This window comes from Allobosea sp. Root670 (assembly GCF_001429415.1).
GTDB lineage: Bacteria > Pseudomonadota > Alphaproteobacteria > Rhizobiales > Beijerinckiaceae > Allobosea > Allobosea robiniae.
This window is the reverse complement of sequence record NZ_LMJU01000017.1, coordinates 69,843-86,644: the sequence shown is the minus strand read 5'-3', so window position 1 is coordinate 86,644 and position 16,802 is coordinate 69,843. Positions and strand designations below refer to the sequence as shown.

Genomic DNA, 16,802 nt, shown 5'->3' with positions numbered 1-16,802 from the left:
CCAACGAAAACGGAGTATGTCCGTCATGCTGATCAAACGCCGTGCCGGCTGGGACATGCCGGAAAACCAGGCCACGCCCGAGAGCGTGTTCCTCAATCGCCGCCAGCTGATGGCCGCAGGCGCTGGATTGATTGCAGGAGCGGCATTGCCGGGTGCCGCCGTGGCGCAGTCAGCCGATCCGACTGTTGATCTCTACCCGGCCAAGCGCAACGCTGCCTATGTGCTCGGCGTGCCGCAGACGGCGGAAGAGGACGCGGCGAACTACAACAATTTCTACGAATTCGGCATGTCGAAGGACATCGTCGATGCTTCGAGGCGCCTCGCCACACGTCCCTGGAATATTCAGGTCGACGGCCTCGTCGAGAAGCCTTTCGAGATCGGTTTCGACGATCTCATCCGCAAGCTGCCGATCGAGGAGCGGCTCTATCGCTTCCGCTGCGTCGAAGCCTGGGCGATGGCAGTGCCGTGGACCGGTATCCCTCTCAAGTCCTTCGTCGCGCTGGCGAAGCCTCTCTCGGGCGCGAAATATATCCGCTTCGAGACCTTCATGAACCCGCGCGTCGCGCCGGGGCAGAACCAGCGCTGGTATCCCTGGCCTTATACGGAGGGGCTGACGATCGCGGAGGCGACGAACGAATTGCCGCTGCTGGTCACCGGCATCTACGGCAAGCCGCTGCCGACGCAGCACGGTGCGCCGATCCGCCTGATCACCCCGTGGAAATACGGCTTCAAATCGGTGAAATCGATCCGCAAGATCAGCTTCGTCGCGGAACGCCCGAAGACCTTCTGGGAGGGCTTGCAGGCCTCGGAATACGGCTTCTGGGCTAATGTGAACCCGGCCGTGCCGCATCCGCGCTGGAGCCAGGCGAGCGAGCAGATCCTGGGCTCGCGCGAGCGGCGCCCGACGCAAATCTATAACGGCTATGGCGAGCAGGTCGCCGGGCTCTACAAGGGGCTGGAGGGCGAGAAGCTCTTCATGTGACGGCAGGGCATTCGGCAGGTTTCGGGTGCCGTCTCCTGCCGCTGCCGTGCTAGACCTCATGCCATTCCAAGCCGGAACGACACGAGTCGAGCATGGCCAACCAGCATTTCCATCTGTTCGAGACCACGATCGGCCCCTGCGCCGTTGTCTGGGAGGGAGAGCGCTTCATCGGCGCGCAACTGCCCGAGCGCGACGAGGCGGCCGCCCGCAAGCGCCTGGAGCGGCGCTTCCCTGAGGCTGACGAGACGGAGGCTGAAGGCTTCGTCGCGGAAGCCGTGACCGGGATTCGCGCGCTGTTCGACGGCGAGAAGCGCGACCTCTCCCATCTGCCGGTGGCGCTGGAGAACGTCTCCGAGTTCAATCGCAAGGTCTACGAGGTCGCGCTCGCCATCCCGCATGGCGAGACGTTGACCTATGGCGAGGTGGCACAGCGTATCGGCGACCCCGGCGCGGCGCGGGCCGTCGGCGTCGCACTCGGCCAGAATCCCTGGCCGATCATCGTGCCCTGCCATCGCATTCTGGCGGCAGGGGGCAAGACCGGTGGCTTTTCGGCCGAGGGCGGCGTCGAGATCAAGCTCAGGATCCTGACCATCGAGAAGGCGCGCACCAGCGCCGAGCCCAGCCTGTTCGATGCCCTGCCGCTGGCGGCCCGGCCCGGGCGACACTGATGAGTGGGAGGCCTCCGGCCTCGCAGCTTGAAATCGCGCAATGTCCTCCTTGCAGCCCCGCTGCTTGCGCGCTCGGGCGCGCGGCCTCTACTGTTCCGGCCTTTCCACCCTCCACTGGGGACTATCATGGCCAAACTGAAGCTCGCCGTCATCGTGGGCAGCAACCGCCGCGAATCGATCAACCGCAAGCTGGCCGAGGCGCTGGTGAAGCTGAGCGCCGGCGCCTTCGACGCGACCATCATCCAGATCGACGACCTGCCGATGTTCAACCAGGACCTGGAGCCGAACCGGCCGGAATCGACCCTGCGCCTGAAGCGCGAGATCGAGGCCGCCGACGCGATCCTGATCGTCACGCCCGAGCATAACCGCTCGATTCCCGCGGTGCTCAAGAACGCCATCGACTGGGCTTCGCGCCCCTATGGCAAGAATTCCTGGGCGGGCAAGACCGTCGCGGTCACCGGCACCAGCGGGGGCGCCGTCGGCACGGCCGTCTCCCAGAACGAATTGCGGATGATCCTGACCAACCTCGCCGGAGTCGTCGTGGGTGGCCAGGTCTTCGTCACCTTCAAGGACGATCTGGTCGACGCTCAGCACAACGTCACCAACGAGGCCACGCGCGGCTTCCTGCAGGGCTTCATCGACAATTTCGCCCAGATCGCCGGCAAGCTCGCCGCCTGATCGACGCCAACGTCGCGCTGCCGCCAAGGCGTCGCCCTTCTGGGCGGCGCCTTTCTCATTTCCGGGGATGTGGGGAGGCAGGCAGGCTGACGGAGATCCCAGCCTTCACGCAAAAAAAGAGCCGGCGTCCCCGAGGGGAGCCGGCTTTAAAAGTTTGAAACATCTGGCGAAACCGCCAAACATCTCAGAGGGGAACGGCTGAAACGAACTCAACGCCGGGAGGAGATTGCGGAGCCCGTTTCGAACAACCGTGAGTTCAATATCGGGCATGACCTGCCGTTTTGCAATGCAACATATCTTGGGTCCGCCATGCAGTGACTGCATGAACCAAGGGCAGATGGCGTGAATTTGAGCCTAAATGATTGAGAAATATGCGTTCATTGCAGGATGAGGCCTGCGCGGGAAAGTTGCAGGTCCCGCGAAAACCGGCATTTCGTCCGCTCCTGAACAGTTTTCAGGCGAACTGTCCGAATATGGCGCATGCGAAACGTGGAAATGGTCACAAAACCGCCAGAATCAAATCGGGCGCCTTGCGGCGCCCGATTCTTCGCGGAGACAGGCGAAATCAGTAGGTCCAGCGCTGGGCCTTCTGGATGAGGAAGTCGCGGAAGACCTGGACGCGGGCGACAGACTTCATCTCCTCGGGATAGACCAGATAGCTTTCGAGCTGCGGCATCTCGGTCTCGCGCATCAACTGCACGAGGGGCGAGCCGGTCTCGATCAGGTAATCCGGCAGCACGGCGATGCCAGCGCCCGAATCCACCGCGCGCTTCATCGCGGTGATATTGTTGACCGTCAGATGGATCGGCCGCGGATTGCGCTGGTCGCGCCCCATGGTGCCGAGCCAGTGCACCGCCGTCAGATAGGACGGCGAGGTGCCGCCGAAGGAGAGGATGCGGTGGTTGTCGAGATCGTCGTAGCTCTTGGGCTCGCCGAAGCGCTTCACATAGGCCGGCGAGGCGTAGACGTGGAAATGCACCGTGAAGAGCTTGCGCTGGATCAGGTCCGGCTGCTGCGGCTGGCGCAGACGGATGGCGATATCGGCCTCGCGCATCGACAGGTCGAGTTCCTCGTCGGTGAGGATGAGCTCGACCCTGATGTCGGGATAGAGATCCAGGAACTCGGCAAGGCGAGGCGTCAGCCAATGGCCGCCAAGGCCGCGCGTCGCCGTGACCTTGAGCTCGCCCGAAGGATGCTCGCGCGTCTCGGAGAGCTGCGAGCGTGTCCGCTCCAGCCGCTGCGTCATCTCGCGCGCCGCTCGCCAGAGCAACTCGCCCTGCTCGGTCAGGATCAGGCCGCGCGTATGCCGGTGGAACAAGGGCGCGCGCAGCTCTCGCTCGAGCGCCCCGATCTGCCGGCTGACGGCCGATTGACTCAAGCCGAGAACATCGCCAGCTTTTGTGAAGCTGCCTGACTCCGCGACCGTATAAAAGATTCTAATGCGGTCCCAATCCACCGCGCTTCCCCCGCTATGCGTTTTTTGCATGATGGGGGATAAAGGCGTGGTGCGTCAATGTCTGTGTGGCAGAAGTCTGCGTTATTCGCCGTGAATCTGGTGACGCAACCCATCAGAGTCAGTGATGGGTTGCGCCAAAGGCTTCATTCCGCTGCTTCGCGGCGATCCAGCGCGTTGGCGGCGATCCAGCGTTCGGCATCGAGCGCGGCCATGCAGCCCAGGCCGGCTGCCGTCACCGCCTGGCGATAATGCTCGTCGGTGACGTCGCCGGCGGCGAAGACGCCCTCGACATTGGTCCGGGTCGTGCCGGCCTCGACATCGAGATAGCCGGATTCGTTCATGGCGAGCTGGCCGACGAAGAGCTCCGTCGCCGGCTTGTGGCCGATGGCGATGAAGACGCCGTCGGTCTTAAGCTCGCTCTCGGAGCCGGTCTTGAGGTTCTTCAGGCGCAGATGCGTGACGTTGGGCGGGGTGGTGCCGCCGCAGATCTCGGCGATCTCGCTGTCCCAGACCACCTCGATCTTCGGGTGCTTGAACAGGCGCTCCTGCATCACGCGCTCGGCCCGGAGGCTGTCGCGGCGGTGAATGAGCGTCACCTTGCTGGCGAGATTGGCGAGGTAGAGCGCCTCTTCCACGGCGGTGTTGCCGCCGCCGACGACCGCGACCTCCTTGTTGCGGAAGAAGAAGCCGTCGCAGGTGGCGCAGGCCGAGACGCCGAAACCCTGGAAGGCCTGTTCGGAGGGCAAGCCCAGCCACTTGGCCTGAGCGCCGGTCGCGATGATCAGCGCGTCACAGGAATAGGTTTCGCCGCCGTCGCCCCAGAGCCGGAACGGGCGCTGCGAGAGGTCGACGCGGGCGATATGGTCGGAGACCATGCGGGTGCCCATGTGCTCGGCCTGCGCGCGCATCTGTTCCATCAGCCATGGGCCCTGGATGACGTCGGCGAAGCCCGGATAGTTCTCGACATCGGTGGTGATCATCAACTGGCCGCCAGCCTGCAGGCCGGAGATCAGCACCGGTTCCATCATGGCGCGGGCAGCGTAGATCGCGGCGGTGTAGCCGGCCGGGCCGGAGCCGACGATCATGACGCGGGCGTGGGTATGGGCCATCGTCTCAGTTCCTCTCCTGCGGGCTTGGAGCCGCAGTCTCGATCCGTCAGATACGCAGGCGTAGCACCGAAACAAGAGCGGCCCGGTTCAGGAGCCCGTGAACCCCAATGCCGCCCGGTGGCGCAGCCAGCCTTGCCGTATCGCATCGGCTATGATCGGCGTTGAGTCTATCGGTTCGTAAGCCTCGCCTTCAAGGCGTCCACAGAAGCGATGCACAACGCCCTCGCGTTCCAGCGCCGAGACCAGCGCCGCGATCTTGGGATGGCCGCCTGTGGGCTCGAAGACCAGCACGGGCACGCCCGCTGCCGCCGCCTCGCCGATCATGTTGGTGGAGTCAGCCGTCACGACCACGGCATCGGCATTGGCGAGCAGCGCGAGATAGGGATTCTCGCCCGTGCCGTCCCACCACCACCCGCTATGGCGGGTGAAGACGGCAGCGACGGCTGCTGCCAGTGCGGGCGAGGTGCGTCGCGAGGGCGAGCCCATCAGGCTCACGCCCGTTCGGGCGAGCGCGTCGAGCTGCTCTGCCAGGCGCTCGCTATCGGCCGGGGTGAAGCGGTGATGCCGGCTGTCGCCGCCGACGAGCACCGCGACACGCGGCTTGCGCAAGCTCGCGATGGCCGCAGGCGGCGCGGCGCGGGCGGCGGCGAGCCTCTCGGGCGTCAGGCGATGCGGCGAGGTCGTAGTAACCAGGACGTTGTCGCCGCGCAGCCGGTCATGGCCGGAGACCCAGATCAGATCGGCCGTGCCGGGGCCGGTGCGCGGATCCTTGAGGAAGACGGTGTAGGTCGCGCCGTTCGAGGCCTGCTTCAGGGCGCGCAGATAGGCGACGGCACGCCTGCCCGACGCGATGGCGATGTCGGGGAAGGGGGGCTTGAGCGGGCTTGCCGGGCGGTCCGGCGCCTCGCGCGGGTCGATCGGCCCGCGCGGCATCAGCCAGGCCCAGGGCCGGCGGGGTTTCACCCGGCGGATTTCGGGTACGACGCCCAATCGTTCGGCGACGCCCAGGCACTGGAGTTCGTCGCCGGCCTTGCCGTCGGTGAGGACCCAGACGGTCGGCTCCGGATTGTCGTGCATGGCGGTCTGGGCTCGTGGCATGCGCCTTGTATCGCTTGGCCGCGCCGTCTACACCAGCGCGACCTTCACGCGGGAATGTTCGTTGCGCCCCAAACTCGACGATATCGACCTGCGCATCCTGCGCGAACTCCAGGCCGATGGGCGCATGACCAATGTCGAGCTGGCAAGCCGCGTTGGCATCTCGCCGCCGCCCTGTCTCAGGCGCGTGCGCGCGCTGGAAGAGGCCGGGCTGATCCGCGGCTACCATGCCGATCTCGACGAGCGGAAACTCGGCTTCGAGGTGGTCTGCTTCGCGTTCGTGCATCTGGCGAGCCAGGCCGAGGCGGACCTCATCGCCTTCCAGGATCGGATTCGGAATTGGCCGACGGTGCGAGAGTGCTGGACGCTCTCGGGCGATATCGACTTCGCCCTGAAATGCGTCGCGGCGGACCTGAAGGCTTTCCAGGATTTCGTCGCCGAACTCACGGCGATGCCGAATGTCCGCAATGTCCGCACCGCGCTCGCCCTCGACCGGGTCAAGGACGAACCGATCGTTCCCTTCGGCTGACAGCCGCGTCCTCAGCCCGCGAGATAGTGCCTGATCCACCAGGCATTGTTGCGGGCGAGCGCCCTGAGGCGAAGCGGGTCGACATCCGCCACTTGCGGATTGCCGGCGCCGCTCGATGATTCGGTGGAGCGGATCGGGTAGCTGGCGAGCGGCCGGCCGCTGCGGTCGTAGAGCGTGGCCGTGCTTTCGAGATAATCGTCGCTGGCGCCTGAGAAGCGACCGCCCCGGATATCGCTGGCGAGCCAGAGGCGGCCGATGGTGACGACGAGCCGGGTGCCGGCGCCGCGCTGCAGCGTCGACCCGAGAATCTCGGTCAGGGTTTTCGCCAGTTCGGCCTTCACCATCGGCAGGTTCGGCCCCCACGCCTCGACGACCGAGGGCAGGGCCTCGACCCGGATGGTGCCGACCGCAGCCCCCTGAGCCGCAGCGGGTGAAATGGCCGGCGCCAGGGCCAGCGCGGTGGCGCCGAGCGCGGACGCCAGAACATGTCGACGCGTCATCATGGTCGGATCTCCGAAAAAGCCTGTCGCTTCAATGTAGGTGCGGCGCGGCGATAGTCCATGGCCGCGGTCTTCGCGCCGATCATGCCCGGGGGTGGTTGCCAAGTCGTGTCGAAATGCGGCCTATCGAGGCGGGGGAGACGCGCGGTCCGTCGCGCGCGGCAGACAAGGGGGCGCTATCGTGGATCGCTGGTTGACGGAGTTCGTGAAGCTCTGGGTCGTGATCGACCCGATCGGGACCTTGCCGGTTTTCCTGGCCGTCACGGCGGGCTTGAGCGCCTCTGCTGCGCGGCGCATCGCACTGCACGGCTCACTCGTCGCCTTCCTCGTGCTGCTGTTCTTCATCCTGCTCGGCCAGGTGCTGCTGTCGGCGATGGATATCGAATTGAGCTCCTTCCAGATCGCCGGGAACATCGTGCTGTTCCTGTTCGCGCTGACGATGATCTTCGGCGAATCGAAGCTGGAGGAGGACCAGAAGCTGCTGCGTTCTTCGGATCTCGAAAAGGCGGTCTACCCGCTGGCCATCCCCAGCATCGCCAGTCCGGGCGCGATGCTGACCGTCATGACCGTGACCGACAATTCGAAGTTCAGCCTCGCCGAGCAGGCCGAGACCATCGGCCAGATCGCGATCATCTTCGCACTCATGCTCGTGCTGCTGTTTTGCGCCTCGCGGATCATCGCGGTGATCGGCAATGCCGGCGCCAGCGTCATCAGCCGCGTGATGGGGCTGATCCTGGCGAGCGTCGCCGTGGACGGCATCATCAAGGCGATGCGGGTCGTGCTGGCGGGGTAGAAGCGCCGTCATGCTCGGGCGAAGACCCGAGCATCTCTGGCCGGAGGAGGCTCCTATGCCTCCCTTTCATGAGATTCTCGGGTCTGCGCTGCGCTTCGCCCGAGAATGAGGTTCATTTCAGCGGAAGACGACGCTGACGACTTCGTAGGACTTGCCGCCGCCGGGCGTGTTGACCTGGACGGAATCGCCGACCTTCTTGCCGATCAGCGCGCGCGCGATCGGCGAGCCGATCGAGACCTTGCCGGACTTCACGTCCGATTCCGGTTCGCCGACGATCTGGTAGCTCTTCTCTTCCTCGGTATCGTCATCGATCAGCTTGACCGTGGCGCCGAACTTGATGGTCTCGCCGCCGAGCTTGGAGACGTCGATGATGTCGGCGCGGCCGATCAGCGATTCGAGTTCCATGATCCGGCCCTCGTTGAGCGACTGGGCTTCCTTGGCCGCGTGATATTCCGCGTTCTCGGAGAGATCGCCCAGCGCGCGCGCTTCGGCAATCGCGGTGATGATGCGCTGGCGCTGGACCTGCTGACGGTCTTTCAGCTCGGCCTCCAGGGCAGCGAAGCCGCCCGCGGTCATCGGAACCTTTTCCATTCTTTCCGTCCCATAAGCTCCGAAAGCGCGGCCCACCGGCGGCATATCGACCGCCGGTTCCCGCGCTTCCGCTCAATATCCGAATTCGCGACGAACGGCCTGTCAGGCCGCGCGTTCGAAATACGACTGCAAGGATCGTACTTCGAGATCGCCGCTGCAATAGGCCTTGATGCCCTCCGCCGCCGCGATCGCGCCTGCCAAGGTGGTATAATAGGGCACCTTGTGCAAGAGGGCGGTGCGCCTCAGCGGACGCGAGTCCGCAAGAGCCTGTGGCCCCTCGGTGGTGTTGAAGACGAGCTGGATCTCGCCGTTCTTGAGCGCGTCGACGACGTGCGGGCGCCCCTCCAGGACCTTGTTGATCTTGGAGGCCGCGATGCCCTGCTCCTGCAGGTGGCGCAGCGTCCCGCCGGTGGCGAGGATGCGGAAGCCGAGATCGGCGAGGATGCGGACCGCCGGCAGGATGCGCGGCTTGTCCTCGTCGCGCACGGAGACGAAGACCGTGCCCTTGACCGGCACCTTCGAACCGGCGCCGAGCTGGCTCTTGGCGAAGGCCGTGTCGAAGGAGCGGTCGAGGCCGATGACCTCGCCCGTCGAGCGCATCTCCGGCCCGAGCAGGACGTCGACGCCGGGGAAGCGCGCGAAGGGGAAGACAGCCTCCTTGACGCCGACATGGGCAAGCTTCGGCGGCTTCAGGCTGAAGCTCGCGAGGCTTTCGCCGGCCATGACGCGCGCCGCGATCTTGGCCACGGGCACGCCGATCACCTTGGCGACGAAGGGCACCGTGCGCGAGGCGCGCGGGTTCACTTCGAGCACGTAGATATCGCCGTCCTTGATGGCGTACTGGACGTTCATCAGGCCGCCGACGTCGAGCGCGAGAGCCATCGCCTTGGTCTGGCGCTCCAGCTCGGCGATCGTCTCGGCCGAGAGCGAGCGCGGCGGCAGCGAGCAGGCCGAATCGCCGGAATGGATGCCGGCTTCCTCGATATGCTCCATGATGCCGGCGACGAAGACGTCCTTGCCGTCGCAGAGGCAGTCGACATCGACCTCGATCGCGTCCGACAGGTAGCGGTCGAACAGCAGCGGGTTCTTGCCGAGCACCGTGTTGATCTGGCCGGTCTTGTCGTTCGGGTACTTGGCCTTGACCTCGGAAGGGATCAGCGAGGGCAGGGTGCCGAGCAGGTAGTCCTCGAACTGGATCTCGTCGCGGATGATCGCCATGGCGCGGCCGCCGAGCACATAGGACGGACGCACGACGAAGGGCAGGCCGAGTTCGGAAGCGATGATGCGGGACTGCTCGACCGAATAGGCGATGCCGTTCTTCGGCTGCTTCAGGTGCAACTTGTCGAGCAGGCGCTTGAAGCGGTCGCGGTCCTCGGCGAGGTCGATCATGTCCGGCGAGGTGCCAAGGATCGGGATGCCTGCTTCCTCCAGCGCATTCGCCAGCTTCAGCGGGGTCTGGCCACCGAACTGAACGATGACGCCCATCAGCGTGCCGTTCTGCTTCTCGGTCTCGAGGATCTCAAGCACGTCCTCGGCCGTCAGCGGCTCGAAATAGAGCCGGTCCGAGGTGTCGTAATCGGTCGAGACCGTCTCCGGGTTGCAGTTGACCATGATGGTCTCGTAGCCGGCGTCGCGCAGCGCGTAGCAGGCATGGCAGCAGCAATAGTCGAACTCGATGCCCTGGCCGATGCGGTTCGGCCCGCCGCCGAGGATGACCACCTTCTTGCGATCCGAGGGGTTGGCTTCGTCCGCAGCCTTGCCGGCGAAGGGCATGGCGTAGCTCGAATACATATAGGCCGTCGGCGAGGCGAACTCCGCCGCGCAGGTGTCGATGCGCTTGTAGACCGGGCGAACCTCCAGCGCGCGGCGCGCCTTCCGGACCTCGGCCTCGGTTTGGCCGGAGACGGCGGCGAGGCGCTTGTCGGAGAAGCCCATCGCCTTGATCTGGCGGAAGGCGCCGGGTGTTGTCGGCAGGCCGATCTTGCGGATCTTCTCCTCGGTCTCGACGATCTCGCGCATCTGGGCGAGGAACCACGGGTCGATCTTGCAGCTCTCGTGAATCTCTTCGTCGCTGAAGCCGGCGCGCATGGCCTGGGCGACCTGGAGGATGCGGTCCGGCGTCGGCGTCGAGATCGCCGCCTTGATGGCGTTGCGGTCGTCGCCCTTGCCGTAGCCCTCGATCTCGATCTCGTCGAGGCCGTCGAGCCCGGTCTCCAGCGAGCGCAGCGCCTTCTGCAGCGATTCCTGGAAGGTACGGCCGATCGCCATGGCCTCGCCGACCGACTTCATCGCGGTGGTCAGCGTCGGCTCGGAGCCCGGGAATTTCTCGAAGGCGAAGCGCGGGATCTTGGTGACGACATAGTCGATCGTCGGCTCGAAGGAGGCCGGGGTCGCGCCGCCGGTGATGTCGTTCTCGATCTCGTCGAGCGTGTAGCCGACGGCAAGGCGCGCCGCGACCTTGGCGATCGGGAACCCCGTGGCCTTGGAAGCCAGCGCCGAGGAGCGCGAGACGCGCGGGTTCATCTCGATGACGATCATGCGCCCCGTGGCGGGATCGATCGCGAACTGGACATTGCTGCCGCCGGTCTCGACGCCGATCTCGCGCAGGACCGCTAGCGAGGCGTCGCGCATGATCTGGTATTCCTTGTCGGTCAGCGTCAGCGCCGGAGCGACGGTGATCGAATCGCCGGTATGGACGCCCATCGGATCGAAATTCTCGATCGAGCAGACGATGATGCAGTTGTCCTTCTTATCGCGGACAACCTCCATCTCGTATTCCTTCCAGCCGAGCACGCTCTCCTCGATGAGGACCTCGCTGGTGGGGGAGGCGTCGATGCCGCGCTCGACGATGTCGATGAACTCGCCCTTGTTGTAGGCGATGCCGCCGCCGGTGCCGCCCATGGTGAAGGAGGGGCGGATGATCGCGGGCAGGCCGATATCCTCCAGCGCATCGAGCGCCTGGCCGAGCGTCTTGATGTGGTGTGAGCGCGGCGTGTCGAGGCCGATCTTGGTCATCGCCTCGCGGAAGAGCTCGCGGTCCTCGGCCTTGTCGATCGCCTCGGCGGTGGCGCCGATCATCTCGACGTTGAACTTCTCGAGCACGCCCATCTTCTTGAGCGAGAGCGCGCAGTTCAGCGCGGTCTGGCCGCCCATGGTCGGCAGCAGCGCGTCGGGGCGCTCCTTCTCGATGATCTTGGCGACGATCTCGGGCGTGATCGGCTCGACATAGGTCGCGTCGGCCAGGTCCGGATCGGTCATGATCGTCGCCGGGTTCGAGTTGACCAGGATGATCCGGTAGCCCTCGGCCTTCAGCGTCTTGCAGGCCTGGGTGCCGGAATAGTCGAACTCGCAGGCCTGTCCGATGATGATGGGGCCGGCGCCGATGATCAGGATGGACTTGATGTCTGTGCGCTTGGGCATGATCTCGACCGGTCTTGGGCAGGCGCGCGCAAGGCCGCTCCGGTCGGGCGAGCGGAGCCGTGCGAGCGTCTGAATGAATGCTAGGCGCTCGCTATAGACGGCGAAGGCGGAAGGGGAAAGCTAAAAGCGCTTCCCCCCTTGCTCAACGCACAGGCCTTGGTGCGGGGATGACCAGATCGATCTCCAGCGGAGGGGGCTGCCGGCGCTTGCGCCGCATCGCGATGAAGAGCACGGCGAGCGCTGCGACCTCGCAGGCGGCGCCGACGAAACCGAGCGGCCAGGTGCCGGCATGGCGCATCACCTGCTGGCCGAGCGCCGCGCCGGCCGCGATGCCGAAATAGAGCGCGGAGGCGTTGAGCGAGAGCGCGACCACGGCGGCGTCCGGTGCCATCGCGGCCAGCCGCGACATCTGCGAGGGGTGGCCGGCCCAGCCCGCCGCGCTCCAGACCAGCAGCACGAGGGGAATCGGCCAGATCGCCAGCGCCGGCGGCAGCCCGACCGCGATGATGGAGGCGGTGGCGAGCGCTGCGGCCAGAATCGTCAGCACGACAGTGAGCGTGCGCTCGGGGCCGAAGCGGTCGCTGGCGATGCCGCCGAGCTGGTTGCCGATGGCCGAGCCGATGCCGGAGACGACGAGCGTCGCTGCGAGCCAGGGCCCGGCGATGCCGGCATGGTTGGTCAGGAAGGGCGCGATATAGGTGTAGAGAACGAAGGCGCCGGTGGTCCACAGCATGGTCGTGGCGAGCGCCAGCAGCACGTCGCCGCGGCCCGCGACCTGAAGCCGCTCGCGCAAGGTATTGGTGCCGCGCGGCAGGCCTCGCGGGAGCTTGACGATAAGGCCTGCCAGCGAGAGCACGCTGAACAGCGTCACGATCAGGAAGGCGAGGTGCCAGCCGCCGAAGCCGACGACGGCCGTGCCGATGGGTATGCCGAGAATCAGCGATACCGTCATGCCGCCGGTGACGAGCGCGATGGCGCGTCCGCGCCGCTCGGGGGCGGAGACCGCGACGGCGACCGCATTGGCGGCGGGCATGAAGACGCCGGCGGCGAGTGCCATCACGATCCGGGCGGCCATCACCACCCAGAAGTCCCCGGCGAAGGCGGCGCCGAGATTGGCGAGGCCGAAGACGGTCATCGCGCCGCCCAGCACCGTCTTGCGGTCGGTATCGCCGAGGACGGTGGAGAGGATCGGCGAGCCGATGGCGTAGGCCAGCGCGAAGATCGAGATGAGCAGGCCGGCTGTGTCGACGGAGACGGAGAGGCCGGAGGCGAGATGGGGCAGGATGCCGGTGACGATCAGGCTGCCCGTGCCGATGGCGAAGGCGCCGCCGGCGAGCGAGAGAAGGCGCGTATCCATGGGAATGATCCTTGCGGATGATCGCTGTTTCGAAAGCACGGTTCGAAATTCAATGATCGTTGAAATAAACCTGCCTCGCAATTACCACAAGGGTAATTTCAATGAATGTTGAATATTGTCAGGAGCGGTCGCATCGCCTATCTCGGAGGCCATGAAGCCGGTTTTCCACCCCGATATCGAGGATGTCGCGCCCGCCGACGTGTTCGCGGCGCTGGCCGACCCGATCCGGCTCGGCATCCTCGTCGCGCTGGCCGAGGTCAGCGAGGTCGACAAGGCGCGCTGTAGCCATTTCACTGCGCTCGCCTCGCCCTCGCTGCTCTCGTACCATTTCGCCAAGCTGCGCGAGGCCGGGATCACCCGCATGCGGGTGGAGGGGACCTCGCGCTATCTCAGCATCCGGCGCGACGAGTTGAACCAGCGCTTCCCGGGGCTCATCGCCAGCGTGATCGAGACTGCCCGGAGGGACCCGAATCTGCCGCGTCTCGGGCCGGAATGGCTTTCCGGCAGCGACGAGGCGTAGGGGCAGACGTCGCCTCGTTGACAGGTATCCGGACAGGTTTAACGTCATCGTTTCCGCGATGGCGTCGAGCCGGTTCGCGATACGGCACCGGCCACGCTCGAACCCGAGGAGGATGGCCATGCGTGCTGCCGACCCTCAGAAACTCGATACTTTGGTGGAGCGTCTCGTTGGTGATGTCGGAGCTTCCGTCACCGGCGCCCTGATCGTGCTGGGCGACCAGCTCGGCCTCTACAAGGCCATGGGCGATGGCGAGCCCGTCACCTCCCAACAACTGGCGCAGAAGACGGGCCTCAAGGAGCGCTATCTGCGCGAATGGCTCGCCGGTCAGGCCTCGGCCGGCTATGTCGATTATGACGAAGGCAGCGACAGCTTCAGTCTGTCGCCGGAGCAAGCCATGGCCTTCGCGGAGGAGGACAGCCCGGCCTTCTTCGCCGGGGCCTTCGAAATCATCCAGTCGATGTGGCTCGACGAGCCGAAGGTCGAGGAGGCCTTCCGCAACGGCTCGGGGCTTGGCTGGCACGAACACAGCAAGTGCCTGTTCCGCGGAACCGAGCGCTTCTTCCGTCCGGGCTACAATGCGCATCTGACGGCGGAGTGGATTCCGGCGCTGGATGGCGTCAAGGCCAAGCTCGAACGCGGGGCGACCGTCGCCGATGTCGGCTGCGGGCACGGCTCCTCTACCATCCTGATGGCACAGGCTTATCCGCAATCGCGCTTCCACGGCTTCGACTATCACGGGCCGTCGATCGAGCGGGCGCGCGAGGCGGCGGAAAAGGCCGGCGTCGGCGACCGCATCACTTTCGAGCGCGCCTCAGCCAAGGACTTTCCGGAGCGGAAATACGACCTCGTGACGATGTTCGACTGCCTGCACGACATGGGCGACCCGGTCGGGGCAGGAAAGCATGTGCGGGAGTCGCTGGCCAAGGACGGGAGCTGGATGATCGTCGAGCCCTTCGCGCATGATCATCTCAAGGACAACCTCAACCCGGTCGGGCGGATCTTCTACGGGGCATCGACGATGATCTGCACGCCGGCCTCGCTCTCGCAGGAGGTCGGGCTAGGGCTAGGCGCGCAAGCCGGCGAGATGCGGCTGCGCAAGGTCGCGATGGATGCGGGCTTCCAGCATTTCCGCCGCGCAACCGAGACGCCGTTCAACATGGTGTTCGAGGTCAGGGCCTGAGGCTGCCTGATTGACAGCGGGGCGCCGGCGCCGGAGCGCGCCGGCGATATCGGCATTGTCCACTGCGGGAGCGCGGCAGTGGGTTGAGTTCTTGAGGTAGTAATGCAATGTTATATCATTGCATAATTGCCTTGGAGCTTCCCGTGCCTTCCTTCCGTTTCGCTGCCGCTGGCCTCGCCGGCTGCCTGCTCGCCTCCGCGGCTTTCGCCCATGACCATGCGCCGCTGCGCCGGCGGTTGATCTTCGCCGATCACGAGAAGCCGGTGGTCCGCATCCTCGATCTCGACAGCGGCGAGGTCACGCACAGCTTCGACGTGCCGAAGGCCAATCCCGGTTTCGCCGGCGTCTCCGGCGGGCGCTATGTCGTGGTGAAGACCGGGGACGAGGCCGGCACGCTTGGTATCCTCGACAGCGGGCTGATCGCGGAATCGCATGGCGACCATGTCGATCTCGACAAGGCGCCGCCGAAGCTGCTCGATTTCGCCGTGAAGGGCGACCGGCCGGCGCATGTGCTCTCCGGCCATGGTCAGCTCGCGCTGTTCTTCGACGGGCTGCGGCCCTGGGAGGGCAAGAGCGAGCCGAAGGCGGTGCTGGTCGCGATCGACAGCCTCGCCAAGGACAAGCCTGCCGTCACGGTCTGGCCGAGCCCGGCGCCGCAGCACGGCATCGCCGTGCCGCTGGGCAACCGGCAATGGCTGATGTCGATCCCCAACCCCGCCTATGCCAGGGGTGACGACCGCAGCGCCTCCTCGCGACCCAACGGCTTCGAGATTCTCGAGCAGGGCAAGGACTGGAAGCGGATCGCGCTGTTCGACGATGCCGGAAAGCCCGATGCCTCCTGCAAGCTCTTCCACGGCTCGGCCGAAGCGCGGGGGCGCCATGTTTTCGGCTGCGCCGAGGGCGAGGGCGGTGGCCTGCTCGTGCTGGCAAAGGCCGGGCAGGGAACCGCCGCGGCATGGAGCGGGCGCAAGCTCGGCTATCCCGACGAGCGCCGTGTCAGCGCCCTGAAGTCGCGGGCGGGCGGGCGCTATCTTGTCGGCAATTACGGGCTGAAGGCGCCGTATGACGCGCTGCTGCGGATCGATCCGGATACAAAGGCGCTCAAGGCGGACGATGTGCTGGCGGTGCCGGGCGGGCAGGCTGCCTGCCAGTTCGAGCTCAGCGGCGATGGCGGCCGCCTCGCCAACCTGACGCCGGACGGCAAGCTCCGGATCTACGAGATCGCGCCGGCCTGGAAGGAGCTTGCGGCCTTCGATGCCGTTGCCGCCTTCGATTGCGCCTATGGTGCGAAGACGCCGGTGCCGAGCCTCGCCGTGATCGGCGGCAACGCCTTCGTCAGCGATCCCGCCAATGGGCGCATTCGCGAATTCCATCTGGATACGCTGAAGCAGGGGCTCGACATGCCCGTCGGTGGCATGCCGGCCAATCTGGCTGGCAGCGACGCCGGCTGACGGGCTTCCGCGAACCCACGGCATCCTCTAGGAAGCGCGGATGCCGCTTCGCCATTATCCGCGCCAGTTTCGCCAGCTCGCCGCCTATGTCCTGGCCGGCGGGCTGACCGCGGTCGCGCATTACGGCGTGCTGATCGGGCTGGTCGAGCTCGGCCGCATCGATCCCGTGCCGGCGACGCTCGCCGGCTTCATCGTCGGCGCGCTGGTGTCCTACGCGCTCAATCGCTGGATGACCTTCGATGCGACCCGCAGCCATGCCCAGGCCGGCTGGCGCTTCGCCCTGATCGCCGCTGGCGGCTTCGTGCTCACCGGCATCCTGATGCATCTGTTCGTGGCGCGGGCAGGGTTGCCCTATCTGCCGATGCAACTGGTCACCACGGGCGTGGTGATGGTGTTTTCCTTCCTCGGCCACAAATTCTTCAGCTTCGCGGACAGGGCGGCGTGAGGCGACAGGCTCGCACCGCCCTGTCCGG

At 66.0% G+C, this 16,802-nt stretch carries 16 protein-coding genes; 9 read left to right on the top strand and 7 right to left on the bottom strand.

Annotation, left to right across the window (positions count from 1 at the left end; genetic code table 11):
- Window positions 1–25 precede the first annotated feature (25 nt).
- The 3 genes from msrP (at window position 26) to ASE61_RS18220 (ending at window position 2,328) form a co-directional block, all read left to right on the top strand.
- Window positions 26–982, top strand: coding sequence for a protein-methionine-sulfoxide reductase catalytic subunit MsrP (gene msrP / locus ASE61_RS18230; protein ID WP_061970239.1), 957 nt, complete (start codon window positions 26–28; stop codon window positions 980–982).
- Window positions 983–1,074: 92 nt separating this feature from the next.
- On the top strand, window positions 1,075–1,650 hold the full coding sequence (locus ASE61_RS18225) for a methylated-DNA--[protein]-cysteine S-methyltransferase (RefSeq protein ID WP_061969321.1): 576 nt from the start codon (window positions 1,075–1,077) through the stop codon (window positions 1,648–1,650).
- Window positions 1,651–1,776: 126 nt separating this feature from the next.
- Window positions 1,777–2,328 carry an NADPH-dependent FMN reductase gene (locus ASE61_RS18220; RefSeq protein WP_061969319.1) on the top strand — a complete coding sequence of 184 codons (552 nt, stop codon included), beginning with the start codon at window positions 1,777–1,779 and terminating at the stop codon, window positions 2,326–2,328.
- Window positions 2,329–2,893: 565 nt separating this feature from the next.
- On the opposite strand, the gene ASE61_RS18215 is transcribed toward ASE61_RS18220, so the two are convergent.
- The 3 genes from ASE61_RS18215 to ASE61_RS18205 form a co-directional block, all read right to left on the bottom strand.
- Window positions 2,894–3,784, bottom strand: coding sequence for a LysR family transcriptional regulator (locus tag ASE61_RS18215; protein ID WP_061969317.1), 891 nt, complete (start codon window positions 3,782–3,784; stop codon window positions 2,894–2,896).
- A gap of 143 nt (window positions 3,785–3,927) precedes the next feature.
- Window positions 3,928–4,893 carry a thioredoxin-disulfide reductase gene (gene trxB / locus ASE61_RS18210; protein WP_061969315.1) on the bottom strand — a complete coding sequence of 322 codons (966 nt, stop codon included), beginning with the start codon at window positions 4,891–4,893 and terminating at the stop codon, window positions 3,928–3,930.
- Window positions 4,894–4,980: 87 nt separating this feature from the next.
- The gene (locus tag ASE61_RS18205; RefSeq protein WP_082617547.1) at window positions 4,981–5,991 is read right to left on the bottom strand and encodes a mitochondrial fission ELM1 family protein; all 1,011 of its coding nucleotides are present in this window, start codon (window positions 5,989–5,991) and stop codon (window positions 4,981–4,983) included.
- Between the two features lie 61 nt (window positions 5,992–6,052).
- Between ASE61_RS18205 and ASE61_RS18200 the strand changes: the two genes are divergently transcribed.
- The gene (locus ASE61_RS18200) at window positions 6,053–6,517 is read left to right on the top strand and encodes an Lrp/AsnC family transcriptional regulator (RefSeq protein ID WP_061970237.1); all 465 of its coding nucleotides are present in this window, start codon (window positions 6,053–6,055) and stop codon (window positions 6,515–6,517) included.
- A gap of 11 nt (window positions 6,518–6,528) precedes the next feature.
- Here the strand turns inward: ASE61_RS18200 and ASE61_RS18195 are convergent, their stop codons facing one another.
- Window positions 6,529–7,020 carry a hypothetical protein gene (locus ASE61_RS18195; protein ID WP_061969311.1) on the bottom strand — a complete coding sequence of 164 codons (492 nt, stop codon included), beginning with the start codon at window positions 7,018–7,020 and terminating at the stop codon, window positions 6,529–6,531.
- Between the two features lie 178 nt (window positions 7,021–7,198).
- Here ASE61_RS18195 and ASE61_RS18190 point away from each other — a divergent pair, with 178 nt between their 5' ends.
- Entirely contained in the window at window positions 7,199–7,810 is a 612-nt protein-coding gene (locus ASE61_RS18190; protein WP_200959664.1) for a MarC family protein, read from the top strand.
- A 117-nt stretch (window positions 7,811–7,927) separates the two neighbouring features.
- Here the strand turns inward: ASE61_RS18190 and greA are convergent, their stop codons facing one another.
- The 3 genes from greA to ASE61_RS18175 form a co-directional block, all read right to left on the bottom strand.
- Window positions 7,928–8,401 carry a transcription elongation factor GreA gene (gene greA / locus ASE61_RS18185; RefSeq protein ID WP_061969309.1) on the bottom strand — a complete coding sequence of 158 codons (474 nt, stop codon included), beginning with the start codon at window positions 8,399–8,401 and terminating at the stop codon, window positions 7,928–7,930.
- Window positions 8,402–8,503: 102 nt separating this feature from the next.
- Entirely contained in the window at window positions 8,504–11,821 is a 3,318-nt protein-coding gene (gene carB / locus ASE61_RS18180; RefSeq protein ID WP_061969307.1) for a carbamoyl-phosphate synthase large subunit, read from the bottom strand.
- A 142-nt stretch (window positions 11,822–11,963) separates the two neighbouring features.
- Window positions 11,964–13,178 (bottom strand): MFS transporter, encoded by a 1,215-nt coding sequence (locus ASE61_RS18175; protein ID WP_061969305.1) that lies wholly within the window; start codon window positions 13,176–13,178, stop codon window positions 11,964–11,966.
- Between the two features lie 151 nt (window positions 13,179–13,329).
- Between ASE61_RS18175 and ASE61_RS18170 the strand changes: the two genes are divergently transcribed.
- The 4 genes from ASE61_RS18170 (at window position 13,330) to ASE61_RS18155 (ending at window position 16,774) form a co-directional block, all read left to right on the top strand.
- A complete protein-coding gene (locus tag ASE61_RS18170; RefSeq protein ID WP_082617545.1) occupies window positions 13,330–13,698 on the top strand; it encodes an ArsR/SmtB family transcription factor in 369 nt (122 codons plus the stop codon).
- 118 nt (window positions 13,699–13,816) lie between these two features.
- Window positions 13,817–14,878 (top strand): class I SAM-dependent methyltransferase, encoded by a 1,062-nt coding sequence (locus ASE61_RS18165; RefSeq protein ID WP_061970234.1) that lies wholly within the window; start codon window positions 13,817–13,819, stop codon window positions 14,876–14,878.
- Window positions 14,879–15,021: 143 nt separating this feature from the next.
- Entirely contained in the window at window positions 15,022–16,329 is a 1,308-nt protein-coding gene (locus ASE61_RS18160; RefSeq protein WP_156407149.1) for a hypothetical protein, read from the top strand.
- A gap of 40 nt (window positions 16,330–16,369) precedes the next feature.
- Complete coding sequence (locus ASE61_RS18155) at window positions 16,370–16,774, top strand: GtrA family protein (RefSeq protein WP_061969301.1); 405 nt, start codon at window positions 16,370–16,372, stop codon at window positions 16,772–16,774.
- Window positions 16,775–16,802: the final 28 nt, after the last annotated feature.